Annotated in this window: 14 protein-coding genes; 12 read left to right on the top strand and 2 right to left on the bottom strand. The window is 71.5% G+C overall.

Features of this window, described 5'->3' with window-relative positions; all coding sequences use genetic code 11:
- The first annotated feature begins 1 nt into the window (after position 1).
- Positions 2-955 (top strand): bifunctional riboflavin kinase/FAD synthetase, encoded by a 954-nt coding sequence (locus tag DEI93_RS09065; RefSeq protein ID WP_111025653.1) that lies wholly within the window; start codon positions 2-4, stop codon positions 953-955.
- A 73-nt stretch (positions 956-1,028) separates the two neighbouring features.
- Here the strand turns inward: DEI93_RS09065 and DEI93_RS09060 are convergent, their stop codons facing one another.
- Both DEI93_RS09060 and DEI93_RS09055 read right to left on the bottom strand, forming a co-directional pair.
- On the bottom strand, positions 1,029-2,261 hold the full coding sequence (locus tag DEI93_RS09060; protein ID WP_181435995.1) for a DUF349 domain-containing protein: 1,233 nt from the start codon (positions 2,259-2,261) through the stop codon (positions 1,029-1,031).
- A gap of 170 nt (positions 2,262-2,431) precedes the next feature.
- Entirely contained in the window at positions 2,432-3,253 is an 822-nt protein-coding gene (locus DEI93_RS09055) for a peptidylprolyl isomerase (RefSeq protein ID WP_111119385.1), read from the bottom strand.
- Between the two features lie 149 nt (positions 3,254-3,402).
- Here DEI93_RS09055 and DEI93_RS09050 point away from each other — a divergent pair, with 149 nt between their 5' ends.
- From DEI93_RS09050 to nusB, 11 genes are all read left to right on the top strand, one after another.
- Positions 3,403-4,764 (top strand): replication-associated recombination protein A, encoded by a 1,362-nt coding sequence (locus DEI93_RS09050; RefSeq protein ID WP_111009363.1) that lies wholly within the window; start codon positions 3,403-3,405, stop codon positions 4,762-4,764.
- Positions 4,765-5,021: 257 nt separating this feature from the next.
- Entirely contained in the window at positions 5,022-5,651 is a 630-nt protein-coding gene (gene rpsD, locus DEI93_RS09045; RefSeq protein ID WP_111009163.1) for a 30S ribosomal protein S4, read from the top strand.
- Between the two features lie 117 nt (positions 5,652-5,768).
- Positions 5,769-5,963 (top strand): hypothetical protein, encoded by a 195-nt coding sequence (locus tag DEI93_RS09040; protein WP_111009162.1) that lies wholly within the window; start codon positions 5,769-5,771, stop codon positions 5,961-5,963.
- A gap of 84 nt (positions 5,964-6,047) precedes the next feature.
- Positions 6,048-8,705 (top strand): alanine--tRNA ligase, encoded by a 2,658-nt coding sequence (gene alaS, locus DEI93_RS09035; protein WP_111009161.1) that lies wholly within the window; start codon positions 6,048-6,050, stop codon positions 8,703-8,705.
- Positions 8,702-9,154, top strand: coding sequence for a Holliday junction resolvase RuvX (gene ruvX / locus DEI93_RS09030; protein ID WP_111025716.1), 453 nt, complete (start codon positions 8,702-8,704; stop codon positions 9,152-9,154). Before alaS ends, ruvX begins: the two co-directional genes overlap by 4 nt.
- Positions 9,155-9,209: 55 nt before the next feature.
- Positions 9,210-10,721, top strand: a complete 1,512-nt coding sequence (mltG, locus tag DEI93_RS09025; RefSeq protein ID WP_258372188.1) for an endolytic transglycosylase MltG — start codon at positions 9,210-9,212, stop codon at positions 10,719-10,721.
- A 45-nt stretch (positions 10,722-10,766) separates the two neighbouring features.
- Positions 10,767-11,999 (top strand): chorismate synthase, encoded by a 1,233-nt coding sequence (aroC, locus tag DEI93_RS09020; RefSeq protein WP_111119384.1) that lies wholly within the window; start codon positions 10,767-10,769, stop codon positions 11,997-11,999.
- Positions 12,000-12,100: 101 nt separating this feature from the next.
- Positions 12,101-12,634 carry a shikimate kinase gene (locus DEI93_RS09015; protein WP_502868542.1) on the top strand — a complete coding sequence of 178 codons (534 nt, stop codon included), beginning with the start codon at positions 12,101-12,103 and terminating at the stop codon, positions 12,632-12,634.
- The gene (aroB, locus tag DEI93_RS09010; protein ID WP_258368474.1) at positions 12,631-13,731 is read left to right on the top strand and encodes a 3-dehydroquinate synthase; all 1,101 of its coding nucleotides are present in this window, start codon (positions 12,631-12,633) and stop codon (positions 13,729-13,731) included. The genes DEI93_RS09015 and aroB overlap by 4 nt, the downstream gene beginning before the upstream one ends.
- A gap of 114 nt (positions 13,732-13,845) precedes the next feature.
- Positions 13,846-14,409 carry an elongation factor P gene (efp, locus tag DEI93_RS09005; protein ID WP_111009159.1) on the top strand — a complete coding sequence of 188 codons (564 nt, stop codon included), beginning with the start codon at positions 13,846-13,848 and terminating at the stop codon, positions 14,407-14,409.
- Positions 14,410-14,421: 12 nt separating this feature from the next.
- On the top strand, positions 14,422-14,895 hold the full coding sequence (gene nusB, locus DEI93_RS09000; RefSeq protein WP_111119383.1) for a transcription antitermination factor NusB: 474 nt from the start codon (positions 14,422-14,424) through the stop codon (positions 14,893-14,895).
- Positions 14,896-14,952: the final 57 nt, after the last annotated feature.

Here is a 14,952-nt window from a genome sequence, read left to right as displayed (position 1 = left end):
CATGCAGTACTTCGCCGACCTCGCCGAGGTCCCGGCGGGCTTCGGTCCGAGCGCGGTCACGATCGGCAAGTTCGACGGCGTCCACGTCGGGCACCGCGCCGTCATCGCGCAGCTCGAGGACGCCGCGCGTGAACGCGACCTCGTGTCCACCGTCGTGACCTTCGATCGTCACCCGCTGTCGGTGCTCGATCCCGGGCACGTGCCACCGGCGCTCACGAGCATCCGGCAGCGGCGCGAGCTGCTCGAGGCGGCCGGGGTGGACGCGACCCTCTTGCTGCCGTTCGACCAGTCCCTGCAGTCGCTGCCCGCCGCCGAGTTCGTCGCGCGCGTCCTCGTGGGTGCCCTCCACGCACGGGTCGTGCTCGTCGGGAGCGACTTCCGGTTCGGCGCCCGCGGTGCCGGCGACGTCGACCTGCTCCGGCGCCTCGGCGAGCAGCACGGGTTCTCCGTCCGGTTGATCGATGACGTAGACCTCGTCGACGACGGCCGGTCCGCGGGGGAACGGCGCGTCTCGTCGACCTGGATCCGCGAGCTGCTGTCCGTCGGTCGCGTCGCGGAGGCCGCGCGGCTGCTCGGCCGCGACCACGCCGTGCGGAGCACGGTCGTGCACGGCAACGAGCGCGGGCGCGAGATGGGCTACCCGACCGCCAACCTCGATCCCGACTGCGAGGGGTTCGTGCCCGCGGACGGCGTGTACGCCGCGCGGGTGCTGCATCGGGGCCGGACCTACCCGGCCGCGGTCTCCGTCGGGAACAACCCGACGTTCGAGGGCGTCCCCGAGAAGCAGATCGAAGCGCACCTGCTCGACGTCGACATCGACCTGTACGACGACGTCATCACGGTGATGTTCGTCGCCTACGTGCGCGGCATGGTCGCGTTCGACGGCATGGACGCGCTCGCGGCGCAGATGCGGCAGGACGACCGCGAGATCCGGGTGATCCTGGGCGTCGACTAGCTGGTGGGTCGACCAGCGGCCGGCGGCCGGCGGCGCGACCCGGGCACGTCCGACGAGCGGGTCGCCGACGACGTCACGATCCCAGTGCGTCCAGCCAGATCCTCCTGGCGTCCAGGGCCTCCTGCGCGGCCTTGATCCGAGCGGTGTCACCCGAGGCCTCGGCGTCGTTCAGCTCGGCCTGGAGCTTGCCGATGGCGTCCTCGAGCTGGCTCGCGAGCCCGGCGGACCGGGCCTTGCGCTCGGGGTCCGACTCGCGCCAGTGCTCGTCCTCGAGCCCGCGGACGTGCGACTCGATCGCACGCATGCGGTCCTCGACACTGCGGACGCGGTCGCGCGGCACGCGACCGATCTCGTCCCACCGGCGCTGGATGTCGGTCAGGCGTCGGCGTGCCGCGACCCGGTCGGTCTCCTGGAGCAGGGGCTCGGCCTCGGTCAGCAGCGCGAGCTTCGCGTCGAGGTTCGCCGTGTACTCCTCGGACTCGCGGGCGACCTCGTCGTGCTTCTGCGCGAAGAGGACGTCACCCGCGGCCTTGAACCGGCTCCACAGTGCGTCGTCGTACCGCTTGCCCGCGCGGCCGGCGTGCTTCCAGTCCTCGAGCAGTTGGCGGTACGCGGGGATGCCGTCCGAGCCGCGGGTCGCGAGCGCCTCGGCCTGGTCGACGAGCTCTTGCTTGCGGGACCGTGCCTCGCGGTGCTGCGCGTCGAGGTCGGCGTAGAAGGCACGGCGGTGCTGGTCGACGGTGGAACGGGCGGTGCGGAACCGCTTCCACAGCTCGTTGCCCTCGTTCTTCGGGATCCGCGGACCATCGTGCTGGTGCCGCTGCCACCGGGCGAAGACGTCGTCGAGCTGCGTGGTGATCTGCTTCCACTGCGCCCGTGCCGGATCCACCGCCGCCAGTGCCTCGGCTTCCTCGACGAGGCCCCGTCGGTACGCCAGCGCGTCGGTCAGGGCCTGCTCGGCCTGTTCGGCCTGCTCACGACCGAGGGAGCCGACCTGCTCGCCGAGGACGTCCACGCGCCGCTCGAGGGCCTGGATGTCGCCGACGACCCGAGCGTCGGCGAGCGCCGTGCGGAGGTGCTCGACCGTCCGGCCGATGTCCGACGCCGAAGCGCCGCGCTGCGCGCGCTGCTCGGCGATCCGCACCTGACCCTCGAGGTCGGCGTACTTCCGGGCGTAGTAGGCGAGGGCTTCCTCCGGGGCGGCGTCGGGGTACTCACCGACCGCACGCTCGTCGTCGCCGTACCGGACGTACACCGTCCCGGTCTCGTCGACTCGCCCCCAGCTCGTTGCTTCGTCAGGTCCCACAGGTCTCGCCTCGATCGTGGTCGTGCTCGCCGACGTCACCGTCGGCCGGTCAGGACGCCAGCCTATTGCACGGGCTGTGATGGCGACGGGTCACTTGCCAGGGGCGTGGGCGGCCGGTGGCGGCGGCACCTCCGACACAGGACCAACCGGTCCGCCGGGGAGGCCGTGGGTCACCGCTCGATGGCGATGGTCGCGCCCGTGATGGTCGTGGGGACCTTCGGCGCACCGGTACCGTCGCTGCCGGCGGTGCCGATCCCCTTCGACGTGATCGTCTTCCGGAGCCGGGGGAGCCCCGCGGTCACCTTGCCGACGACCGTGTAGCCGCCGGTCGAGCCGTCGAGGTGCGTGTCGCCGTAGGTGATTAAGAACTGCGTGTTCTGGGAGTACTGCGAGCTGCTCCTGGCCATGGCGATCGTGCCGGTCGGGTAGTCGCCGTCCGCGGGCACGTTCTCGAGCGGTCCGTACTCGAACCCGGCGTCCCCGGTGCCGTCGCCGTTGGCGGAGCCGCACTGGATGAACTGTGCCCCCTTCGTGACGCTGAGCCGGTGGCAGGACGTGCCGTCGTAGAACTGCTTGCGGATGAGGTCGACCAGGACGCTCGTCGACTGGGGTGCGGCCTTCCCGTCGAGTTCGATGTCCAACGTGACCGTCTTGTTGAGCGTGAGCCTGCCGGTCCAGGTCGAGGCCTTCGCGATGGACGCGCTCGGCACGTTCCCGGTGTCCGCCGCGGTGGCGCTGGCGGACGGGGTCGGCGTGCTCGTGGCGGATGCCGATGCCGATGCCGATGCCGATGCGGAGGCCGTCGTCCGCTCGTCGTGCACGAGCTGTGAGCCCGTGGCGAGTGCCGCGACGACGACGAGTGCGACGAGTGCGACGAGGTCGTCCCGCCGCCGCCTCCGGCGTCGCCGGTCGTGGAGGCCCTGGCGCGCCTGGTACAGACGGAGGCGGTCGCGCGCCTCCCTGGCATCCCTGCCCTGGTTCCTCGGTGCCACGTGTCCTCCGCCCTGGTCCCGCGTCCCGGCCGCCCCGGTGCCAGGGAGGATCGTAGTGGACGACCCGATGACCGATCGCCGCGGCCTGCGGTGGTGGCGTCCTCCCGGTCCCGCGCATCGTGTCGGTGCCGCCGCTTACCATGGGGGACATGGCAGCGGACCGGTCGGTGACGGGCGTGCAGAGCGCGCCGGGCGTCGGTCAAGGCGCGGCGCCGCTCGCCGTGCGCATGCGGCCGACGAGCCTCGACGAGGTCGCCGGGCAGGGGCACCTGCTCGGGCGCGGATCACCCCTCGTGTCCCTGGCGTCCGGAGCGGACGACCGTCCCGGTGGCGTCTCGGTCATCCTCTGGGGCCCACCGGGCACCGGCAAGACCACCATCGCGCAGGCCATCGCCCGTTCTTCCGGTCGGGCCTTCGTCGAACTGAGCGCCGTCACCGCAGGCGTCAAGGACGTGCGCGAGGTGATGGAGCGCGCCCTCGCCCACCGCGATCTCTACGGCTCGACCACCGTCCTGTTCCTCGACGAGATCCACCGGTTCAGCAAGGCCCAGCAGGACGCCCTGCTGCCGGGGGTCGAGAACGGCTGGGTCGTCCTCATCGCCGCGACGACCGAGAACCCCTCGTTCTCGGTCATCGCGCCCCTGCTCTCCCGGTCGTTGCTCCTGACACTGCGCCCGCTGTCCGACGCGGACCTCGGGACCCTGGTCGACCGCGCCGTGGAGGATCCTCGTGGACTGGCCGGGACCGTCGTCCTCGGTGACGAGGCCCGTGCGGCGCTCGTCCGACTCGCCTCGGGTGACGCCCGCCGTGCCCTGACCGCCCTCGAGGCGGCCGCGCAGTCGGCGATCGCGGCGTCGGACGACCACGAGACCGTGCCGGTCGTCACGGCCGAGACGATCGCGGCCGCGGTGGACCGCGCGCTCCTGCGGTACGACCGGCAGGGGGACGAGCACTACGACGTCATCAGCGCGTTCATCAAGTCGATCCGTGGCAGCGACGTCGATGCCGCGCTGCACTACCTGGCCCGCATGATCGAGGCGGGCGAGGACCCGCGGTTCATCGCGCGCCGGGTGATCATCTCGGCGTCCGAGGACATCGGGATGGCCGATCCCCAGGCGCTCCCGATCGCGGTCGCCGCAGCCCAGGCCGTGCAGCTGATCGGGATGCCCGAGGGCCGCATCCCCCTCGCCGAGGCGGTGGTCTACCTCGCCACCGCACCCAAGTCGAACGCCGCGTACACCGGCATCGACGCGGCGATCGCCGATGTCCGGGCGGGCCGGATGGGAGTCGTCCCCACCCACCTGCGCGACGCGCACTACCCCGGTGCGAAGCGGCTCGGCCACGGCAAGGGGTACGTCTACGCGCACGACGCCGAGCACGGGGTGGCGCGACAGCAGTACCTCCCCGACGTCCTCGAGGGCACCGAGTACTACAGCCCCACGACGAACGGGAACGAGCGCGAGGTCGGACCGCGACTCGACCGACTGCGGCGCATCATCCGCGGATCCTGACACGGACGGCCTCGCTGCTTCCGACGGCCGCGGCCGCCCTGCTATGCTGTTCGCGCCCACGTCCGGGTCCTCGCGTGCGGCTGCGTCGAGGACCGCAGTGACCGCGGTTCGGACTGTAGCCGTCCGATCCCACAGGCTCATCCCTCTGGATCCCGTCACGGGCGGTCCGATCCGCGTCAGCGGAGCGCCGCAGGTGATCGTCGTGTGCGCACGGCGGGGCCACCGTGATCCGTTCGTTCAGTACAGAAAAGGACCCTGTGTCTACCAAGTCACGATCCCGCAGCAAGACCCGCCTGTCGCGCGCGCTCGGCATCCCGCTGACGCCGAAGGCGGCCCGTTACCTCGAGAAGCGCCCCTACGGGCCGGGTGAGCACGGTCGCACCCGCCGCAAGGCCGACAGCGACTACGCCGTCCGCCTCCGTGAGAAGCAGCGTCTGCGTGCCCAGTACGGCATCCGCGAGAAGCAGCTCCGCATCGTCTTCGAAGAGGCCCGCAAGTCGAAGGGCCTGACGGGTGAGAGCCTCGTCGAGCTCCTCGAGGAGCGTCTCGACGCGCTCGTCCTCCGCGCCGGCTTCGCCCGGACCACCGCGCAGGCACGCCAGCTCGTCGTGCACCGCCACATCCTGGTCGACGGCAAGCTCGTCGACCGTCCCTCGTTCCGCGTCAAGCCGGGGCAGCTGATCCACGTCAAGCAGCGCTCCGAGTCGCTCGAGCCGTTCCAGGTCGCCGCCGCCGGTGGTCACCTGGACGTCCTCCCGAAGGTGCCCGGGTACCTCGAGGTCGAGATCGACAAGCTCCAGGCCCGCCTCGTGCGTCGCCCGAAGCGCGCCGAGGTCCCCGTGACCTGCGAGGTCCAGCTGGTCGTCGAGTACTACGCCGCCCGCTGATCCACAGCACCACCGCCGAGGGCGGGTCGTCCACAGCGGACGGCCCGCCCTCCGGCGTTCCGGCGGACCGCACTAAGCTGGGCAGGGCACGCCTGCGGGTGTGGGAGGGAGCCGGACGTGAAGCAGCTGTTCTTCGTCGCCGTCGGTCTCGTGGTGGGGTTCGTCCTCGCGCGGCGGGTCGACCGGTCGCAGGCTGCCCAGCGCCCCGTGGTCCGGGCCGGATCGGCGGCGAAGGCCTTCGCATCCGCCGTCGCCGATGGCTACCGCTCGCGCGAGGCCGAGTTGCGGGCACGCCCCGGCGACCACGCCTGACCCCATCGGTGCGGCCGGCCCCGGTCTCCGCCCGGGGGCCCGTTCCGTCACCCCGCCAGTCCACCGTCACGACCAGGAAGCACCATGCAGACCGCTGACATCCGCCGCCGCTGGCTCGAGTACTTCGGGGACCGTGGCCACACCGTCGTCCCCTCCGCCTCGCTCGTGTCGGACGACCCCTCGCTGCTGTTCACCGTCGCGGGGATGGTCCCGTTCATCCCGTACCTGTCCGGTCTGGTGCCGGCGCCGTTCCCCAGGGCCACGAGCGTGCAGAAGTGCATCCGCACGAACGACATCGAAGAGGTCGGGCGGACGCCGCGGCACGGCACGTTCTTCCAGATGAACGGGAACTTCTCGTTCGGCGACTACTTCAAGGAGCAGGCGATCACGTACGCGTGGGAGCTGCTCACGTCGAACGAGTCGGACGGGGGTCTCGGGTTCGACCCGAAGGACCTCTGGGTCACCGTGTACAAGGACGACGACGAGGCCATCCGGTACTGGAAGCAGATCGCCGGGCTGCCGGACGAGCGCATCCAGCGGCTCGACAAGGACACGAACTACTGGTCGACCGGTCAACCCGGCCCGGCGGGCCCCTGCTCCGAGATCTTCTTCGACCGCGGTCCTGCCTACGGCGCCGACGGCGGCCCCGCGACCGACGACGACCGCTACGTCGAGATCTGGAACCTCGTGTTCATGCAGTACCAGATCCAGGACGTCCGCTCGAAGTACGACTTCGAGATCGTCGGGGAGCTCCCGAGCAAGAACATCGACACGGGCATGGGTCTCGAGCGCGTCGCCTTCCTCAAGCAGGGCGTCGACAACATGTACGAGATCGACCAGGTCCGCCCGGTGCTCGACCGCGCCGCGGAGCTCTCCGGTCGTCGGTACGGCGCCGACCACGGCGACGACGTCCGCATGCGCGTCATCGCGGACCACGTCCGGTCGTCGCTGATGCTCATGTCGGACGGTGTCCAGCCGTCGAACGAGGGCCGCGGGTACATCCTCCGGCGGCTGCTCCGGCGTTCGGTCCGCGCGATGCGACTCCTCGGGGTCCAGGACGCCACCTTCCCGGAGCTCTTCCCGGCGTCCCGCGACGCCATGAAGGCCGCGTACCCCGAGGTCCACGACGACTTCGACCGCATCGCGCGGCTCGCCTTCGCCGAGGAGGACGCGTTCCTCCGCACGCTCGAGCAGGGCACGACCATCCTCGACGTCGCCGTCGACCGCGCCAAGCAGGACGGGGGTGCGCCGATCGGCGGCGACACCGCGTTCCTCCTGCACGACACGTTCGGGTTCCCGATCGACCTCACGCTCGAGATGGCCGAGGAGGCCGGCCTGCGTGTCGACCGCGCGGCGTTCGACACCCTCATGGCGGACCAGCGTGCTCGTGCCAAGGCCGACGCCAAGAGCAAGAAGCGCGCGCTGGCGGACCTCAGCGTCTACAGCGCCTTCCGTGCCCAGGGCGAGACCGTGTTCACGGGGTACGACACCCTCGAGACCGAGACCCGTGTGCTCGGGATCATCGTCGACGGCCGGGGCGTGGACCGCGCGGTGGCGGGCGACATCGCCGAGATCGTCCTCGCCGAGACCTCGCTGTACGCGGAGTCGGGCGGACAGGACGCCGACCAGGGATCGATCGTCGGCAACGGTTTCGACCTCGAGGTGCTCGATGTGCAGAAGCCGGTCGCGGGCCTGTACAGCCACACGGTGCAGGTGCGGTCGGGCGAGGTCGGGGTCGGTGACGCCGCGACCACGGTGGTCGACGCCGAGTACCGGCGCGGTGCGACCCAGGCCCACTCCGCGACGCACCTGGTGAACGCGGCACTGCGCGAGATCCTCGGGCCCGACGCGCTGCAGGCCGGCTCGTACAACAAGGCCGGGTACATGCGACTCGACTTCTCGTGGAGCCAGCCCGTGTCCCTCGCGACGCGGACCGAGATCGAGGACGTCGTGAACGGCGCCATCCGGTCCGACCTCGACGTCACGACCCGTGTCCTGCCGCTCGACGAGGCGAAGGCGCTCGGGGCGCAGGCACTCTTCGGCGAGAAGTACGGGTCCGAGGTCCGGATGGTCGACATCGGCGGACCCTGGTCGCGCGAGCTGTGTGGTGGCACGCACGTGGCGTCGAGCGCCCAGGTCGGGCTCGTCAACCTCGTGGGCGAGAGCAGCGTCGGGTCGACGAACCGCCGTGTCGAGGCGCTCGTCGGGCTCGAGGGTTTCCGCGACCTCGCCGTCGAGCGGACCATCGTGTCGCAGCTGTCGAGCGCGTTGAAGGCGCCGCGCGAGGACCTCCCCGCCCGTGTCGCCGGACTGATGGCCGACCTCAAGAGCGCCGAGAAGCGGATCGCCGAGTTCGAGTCGGCGAACCTGCAGCAGCGCGTCCCGGGCATCGCTCGGACCGCTGGCAAGGTCGGCGACACCACCGTCGTCGCGCAGACGGTCGAGGGCCTGAACTCGTCGGACGACCTCCGGTCCCTCGCGACCGCCGTGCGCGGGCAGCTCGGCACGGACGCGGCCGTCGTCGTGCTCGGTGCGGTCGTGAACGGCAAACCGGCCGTCATCGTCGCCACCAACGACGCCGCTCGACAGCACGGCGTCCAGGCGGGCCCCCTCGCGAAGGAGGCCGCCGGCGTCCTCGGCGGGGGCGGCGGCGGCAAGCCGGACCTCGCCCAGGGCGGCGGCACCGACGTGGCGGCGCTCCCCGCAGCGCTCCGCGCGGTCACCGATCGTCTCGGCGCCTGACCGGCGTGCGCACCGGGAGGCGCCTCGGCGTCGACGTCGGACGGGCGCGCATCGGGGTGGCGGTGTCGGACCGCGACGGCCTGCTCGCCACCCCGGTCGAGACCGTCCGTCGCGATGACCGGCGAGACGTGCCCCGGATCCTCGAGCTCGCGGCGGAGTACGGCGCGATCGAGGTGATCGTCGGGCTCCCGTTGTCGCTGTCCGGAGACGACACCCCATCGACCACGGACGCGCGGGCCTTCGCCGCACGGATCGCGACCCGGGTGCCGGTGCGTCTCGTGGACGAACGGCTGTCGACCGTGAGCGCCCAGCGGGGCATGCGCGAGGCGGGCCGGGACAGCCGGAGATCGCGAGCCGTCATCGACCAAGCCGCCGCTGTTATCATTCTGCAACATGCGCTCGACCGAGAGCGCTCGGGAGGCACTCCGCCGGGGTCACTGCTCCCGTGACTCGTGCGAGAGCGACCCGATCCGAGCAACACCGACCCGAGGAACATCGAGCAGCGTGGCAGACGACCTTGATTGGCGTGCGATCATCGCGCCCGGCGACGATGCCGACCAGCAGCGTGACGACCGCGCCGTCGGGGCCGCCGACGACCGGGCACCTTCCGCTCCGGACCGAGCCGGAGCTCCGCTCGAACCCAGCGCCGCCGATGCTCGTCCTCCCCACCTGACCCGCCGCGCAGCTCGAGAGGCCGCGGCCCGGGCCGACCGCAGCAGCGGGGGCGACGACGTCGTCACCGACCCACAGGACCACCACCACAGCGACGTCCGTGCGCTGTTCGGCCACCACGACGACGAGACCGCCGACCGAGACGCGCCCGGCCGGGCCGAGCAGGATGGCGCCGCGGTCGCCGTCGGAGCCGCGGCGGGCCGCGACGGGGGAGTCGGCGACGGGCGTCGCTCCGGGCGTCGCGGTGGGGCCTCCCGGCGTCCGCAGCCGCCGCGCCGCCGTCGCTCGCGGGGCGCGGTCGTCGCGGGCATCGTGATCGTCGCCATCGTGCTCGCGGGGGGTGCCGGCGCCACCCTGTTCGTGGTGCCGAAGGTCCAGTCGGTCGTCGCGAGCCTGACGAAGAAGCAGGAACCCACCGACTACACGGGGAGCGGCACGGGCAAGGTGACGGTCACCATCAAGGAGGGTGACATCGGCAGCGACGTCGCGAAGACCCTGCACCGGAGCGGTGTCGTCAAGACCTCGACCGCGTTCTACCAGCTCCTCCTCACCAAGCAGGACGTCCAGTTCCAGCCGGGTTCGTACCAGCTCAAGCACCACATGAGCGCGAAGGCGGCCCTCGCGGCGCTGCAGGACAGCGCGAACAAGGTGACCGCGACGGTCCTGATCCCCGAGGGCGCGGTGCTCAAGGACGTCGAGGCGTCACTCGTGAGCAAGGCCGGCCTCACGCAGGCGTCGGTGACCGCCGCCGCCGCGGACGTCTCGGGTTACGGCCTCCCTGCGGGCGTGACGAGCCTCGAGGGCTACCTGTTCCCCGCCACGTACCCGATCAACCCGTCGTGGACGGCAACGCAGTACTTCCAGTCGATGGTCGACACCATGAACCAGCACCTCGACGACGCAGGGGTGCCGGTGGCCGAACGCGCGCACGTCGTGACGTTCGCCTCGGTCGTGCAGAAGGAAGCCGGACTCGCCGCCGACTACCCGAAGGTGGCCCGGGTGTTCCAGAACCGCATCGACCAGGGCATGCCGCTCCAGTCGGACGCGACGGTCGCGTACGGCACCGGGCACACGGACCGGGTGACCACGACCGACGCCGAACGCGCGGACGCGGGCAACCCGTACAACACGTACCAGCACAAGGGGCTCCCGCCCGGTCCGATCTCGAACCCGGGCGACATCGCCATCGACGCGGTCATGCATCCCGCGGCCGGTAGCTGGCTGTACTTCGTGACGGTCGACCTGCAGACCGGAGCGACCGTGTTCTCGACGACCTACGCGGAACACGAGGCCGCGGTCGCCCAGTGGCAGGCGTGGATGAAGGCCCACCCCGATTACAAGTGATCCCGGGCGGCGGCCGGCCGTTCGGGCTGTGGGAGGATGGACACCATGCTTCGCTGGTTGACCGCAGGTGAGTCCCACGGACCCGAACTCATCGCCGTGCTCGAGGGGCTGCCGGCCGGCGTCCCGGTGTCGTACGAGCAGATCCGCGCCGACCTCGCGCGCCGCAAGCTCGGGTACGGTCGTGGTTCCCGCATGAAGTTCGAGCAGGACGAGCTGCACATCTCGAGTGGTGTCCGCCACGGGTCCTCCCTCGGCAGCCCGATCGCGATCCGCGTCGGGAACACCGAGTGGCCCAAGTGGGTCGAGGTGATGAACGCCGAGCCGGTCGAGACGACGGACGCCTCCCGCGGTCGCAACGCGCCGCTCACCCGACCCCGACCGGGCCACGCCGACCTCGTGGGCATGCAGAAGTACGCGTTCGACGAGGCGCGTCCGATCCTCGAGCGCGCGTCGGCGCGCGAGACCGCGGCGCGAGTCGCACTCGGCGCCGTCGCCAAGTCGTTCCTGGCGGAACTCGGCATCACGTCGGTGAGCCACACGCTGCAGGTCGGCACGGTGCGGGTACCGGACGACGCGCCGCTGCCCGTGCCCACGGACGTCGACCGGCTCGACGACGACCAGCTGCGGTGCTTCGACGCCGCCACGAGCGCGCGCATGGTCACCGAGGTCGAGGCCGCCAAGAAGGACGGCGACACGCTCGGCGGCGTCGTGGAGGTGCTGTTCTACGGTCTCCCGCCGGGGCTCGGGTCCCACGTGCAGTGGGACCGGCGTCTCGACGCCCGGCTCGCCGCCGCGATCATGGGCATCCAGGCGATCAAGGGCGTCGAGGTCGGTGACGGCTTCGCGACGGCGGCGCGGCGGGGTTCCGCGGCCCACGACGAGCTGTTCCAGGCCGACGGCGAGATCTACCGCACGTCCGACCGCGCCGGCGGCACCGAGGGCGGCATGTCCACGGGCACGGTCCTCCGCGTCCGTGCCGGGATGAAGCCGATCGCGACGGTGCCCCACGCGCTGCACACGGTCGACGTCGCGACCGGCGAGGACGCCTCGGCGCACCACCAGCGCTCGGACGTCTGTGCCGTTCCAGCCGCGGGCGTCGTCGCCGAGGCGATGGTGGCGCTCGTCCTGGCCGACGCCGTGCTCGAGAAGTTCGGCGGCGACTCCGTCGGCGAGACCAAGCGGAACCTCGACGCGTACCTCGCGGCGATCCCGGCGTCGTTGCGGGCGCGTGGCGTGACGTCGTCCGCCGACGTTCAGCAGCCCACACCGTCCCTGTGAGCGCGACGCCGCCGGGCTCCGGACCGTCGGGCGTCGCTCGCCACGACGACACGTGGACCCGGCCGCATCGGCTGGCGGTGCCCGTGGTGCTCATCGGTCCGATGGGCGCAGGCAAGTCCACCGTGGGCAAGCGCGCGGCGAAGGCGCTCGGCGTGCCCTTCACCGACACGGACCGTGAGATCGTGCGGGAACACGGATCCATCGACCGCATCTTCGCCGAACGCGGCGAGGCGGCGTTCCGCGACCTCGAGCGGGCCGCGGTCGACGCCGCGTTCGACACGGGCGGCGTCGTGGCGGTGGGTGGCGGCGCCGTCACGCACGCCGCCACCCGCGCGGCCATCGCGACGTGCCGGGTGGTGCTGCTCACCGTCTCGGCCGACGCCGTCGCCGAGCGCATCGTCGGGACCGACCGCCCGCTCCTGGCCGTCGGCGGCATCGACGCGTGGACCGCGATCGCGGATGCGCGCGCAGCGACGTACGCGTCCCTCGCGCACGTGGTCGTGGACACCTCACGGCGTCCGATGAGCCGCGTGGTCGACGACGTCGTCGCCTGGGTCCGCGCCGCCGAGACACCAGGACCAGCATCGGCACCAGTGGCGGCCGCTGGCGCGCCGGCACCAGAGGAGGAACCATGACGACGAGCACGGCGCTGCCGGACGGCACGACGCAGATCCGGGTGGGCGGGGACGACGGGTACGTCGTGGCCGTCGGGCACGGTCTCCTCGAGGCGGTGCCGACGGTCCTGCCGCGCGGCGTCGCGAAGGTGCTCATCGTGCACGCTGCGCCGCTCGCGGAGCAGGCCGAGGTGCTCCGCGCGCGTCTCGTCGACGCCGGTCTGGAGGCCCTCATCGCCGAGGTGCCCGACGCCGAGTCCGCCAAGCGGGTCGAGGTCGCGGCCTTCTGCTGGCAGATCCTCGGGCAGGCCGACTTCACGCGGACCGACGCCGTGGTGGGGCTCGGGGGTGGTGCGGTCACCGACCTCGCCGGGTTCGTGGCCGCGACGTGGCTCCGCGGGGTCGCGCTCGTGCAGGTGCCGACGAGCGTGCTCGGCATGGTCGACGCGAGCGTCGGCGGCAAGACGGGGATCAACACGAACGAGGGCAAGAACCTCGTCGGTGCCTTCTACGCGCCCCGGGCCGTCGTCGTCGACCTCGACCTGGCCACGACGCTGCCGAGGAACGAGATCCTCACGGGCTTCGCCGAGATCGTGAAGGCCGGGTTCATCGCCGTGCCCGAGATCCTCGACACGATCGAGCGCGACGTCGACCGCGTCACCGATCCGACCACCCCGGAGTTCCGTCGCGTGGTCGAGCTCGCGATCGACCTCAAGGCGCGGGTCGTCTCGTCGGACTTCACCGAGCAGGGCAAGCGCGAGATCCTGAACTACGGGCACACGCTCGGGCACGCCATCGAGCACGCGGAGCGCTACCAGTGGCGGCACGGAGCTGCGGTCGCCGTGGGCATGGTGTTCGCGGCCGAACTCGCGCGGCTGACCGGTCACCTGGACGACGCGACGGTGGACCGCCACCGGACCGTGCTCGAGTCGCTCTCGTTGCCGACGACCTACCCCCTCGGCCGATGGGAGGGCCTGCTCGCGACGATGCGCCGCGACAAGAAGGCACGGGCCGGCATGCTGCGGTTCATCGTGCTGGACGGCCTCGCGAAGCCGATCGTGCTCGAGGGGCCGGAGCCGGCCCTCCTGTTCACCGCCTACCAGGAGGTCGGGGTCTAGCCCCTCCTCCCGCGGCGGCCCGGAGGGGCACCGGGTCGGCTCCGCTACACTTGTCCGAGGCCTCCGGCCACCCGACGAACACCACCATCTCAACATCGAACGGAACACACGCGCATGGCGAGCACCACGGACATCAAGAACGGCGCCGTTCTCAACATGGACGGCCAGCTCTGGTCCGTCATCGAGTTCCAGCACGTCAAGCCGGGCAAGGGCGGCGCGTTCGTCCGCACCAAGATGAAGAACGTCACGTCCGGCAAGGTCGTCGACCGCACGTTCAACGCGGGGGCGAAGCTCGAGTTCGCGACGGTGGACCGACGCGACTTCCAGTACCTGTACACGGATGGCGACGGCTACGTGTTCATGGACACCGACACCTACGACCAGGTCACGATCCCGAGCGAGATCGTCGGTGACGCCAAGAACTTCCTGCTCGAGTCGTCGATGGCCACCATCGCGATGAACGAGGGCAACCCGCTGTACGTCGAGCTCCCCGCCAGCGTGGTGCTCGAGGTCACGTACACCGAGCCGGGCCTCCAGGGCGACCGCTCGACGGGCGGCACGAAGCCCGCCACCGTCGAGACCGGCTACCAGATCCAGGTGCCGCTCTTCCTCGAGACCGGCACGAAGGTCAAGGTCGACACCCGCACGGGTGACTACCTCGGCCGCGTCAACGACTGAGGCGGGGGTTCGATGAGCGCCCGTTCGAAGGCGCGGAAACGCGCACTCGACATGCTCTACGTCGCCGAGGTCCGCGGCCTGCCCATCGCCGAGGTCCTCGCGACCGAGACCGTCCGCCACCTCGACCAGCCCGAGCGGGCCTCGAGCTGGGACTACGCACGCCAGATCGTCACGGGAGTGGACGACGACCGCGCGGAGATCGACCGGATCATCGTGGACCACGCCCAGGGCTGGACGATCGCGCGGATGCCCGTGCTCGACCGCTGCATCCTCCGCATGGGGGTGTGGGAGATCCGCTGGAACGACGAGGTCCCCGACGCGGTTGCGATCGCCGAGGCCGTCGAACTCGCCCAGTCGCTGTCCACCGACGACTCCGCCGGCTTCGTCAACGGGGTCCTCGGGGCGGTCGCCGGCCGCGCGCGGGCCCGGACGGCCACGACGGCCGACGACGCCGGTGTGGTGGCGGAGCCCGATCCGGGTCGGTAGGGTTGCTGGCGATCGAGTCCTTTAATGCCGTCCTGTGAGGCGGGGAAGGAGGTCGGC

It is taken from the genome of Curtobacterium sp. MCBD17_035, assembly GCF_003234815.2.
Taxonomy (GTDB): domain Bacteria; phylum Actinomycetota; class Actinomycetes; order Actinomycetales; family Microbacteriaceae; genus Curtobacterium.
This window is presented reverse-complemented; position numbering and strand designations above follow the sequence as displayed.

What these genes read in the sequence shown, in the direction of transcription:
- DEI93_RS09065 (WP_111025653.1), top strand. Translation starts at nt 2, where the DNA reads ATGCAGTACTTCGCCGACCTCGCCGAGGTCCCGGCGGGCTTCGGTCCG.
- DEI93_RS09050 (WP_111009363.1), top strand. Translation starts at nt 3,403, where the DNA reads ATGGCAGCGGACCGGTCGGTGACGGGCGTGCAGAGCGCGCCGGGCGTC.
- alaS (WP_111009161.1), top strand. Translation starts at nt 6,048, where the DNA reads ATGCAGACCGCTGACATCCGCCGCCGCTGGCTCGAGTACTTCGGGGAC.
- aroC (WP_111119384.1), top strand. Translation starts at nt 10,767, where the DNA reads ATGCTTCGCTGGTTGACCGCAGGTGAGTCCCACGGACCCGAACTCATC.
- DEI93_RS09015 (WP_502868542.1), top strand. Translation starts at nt 12,101, where the DNA reads ATGGGCGCAGGCAAGTCCACCGTGGGCAAGCGCGCGGCGAAGGCGCTC.
- aroB (WP_258368474.1), top strand. Translation starts at nt 12,631, where the DNA reads ATGACGACGAGCACGGCGCTGCCGGACGGCACGACGCAGATCCGGGTG.
- efp (WP_111009159.1), top strand. Translation starts at nt 13,846, where the DNA reads ATGGCGAGCACCACGGACATCAAGAACGGCGCCGTTCTCAACATGGAC.
- nusB (WP_111119383.1), top strand. Translation starts at nt 14,422, where the DNA reads ATGAGCGCCCGTTCGAAGGCGCGGAAACGCGCACTCGACATGCTCTAC.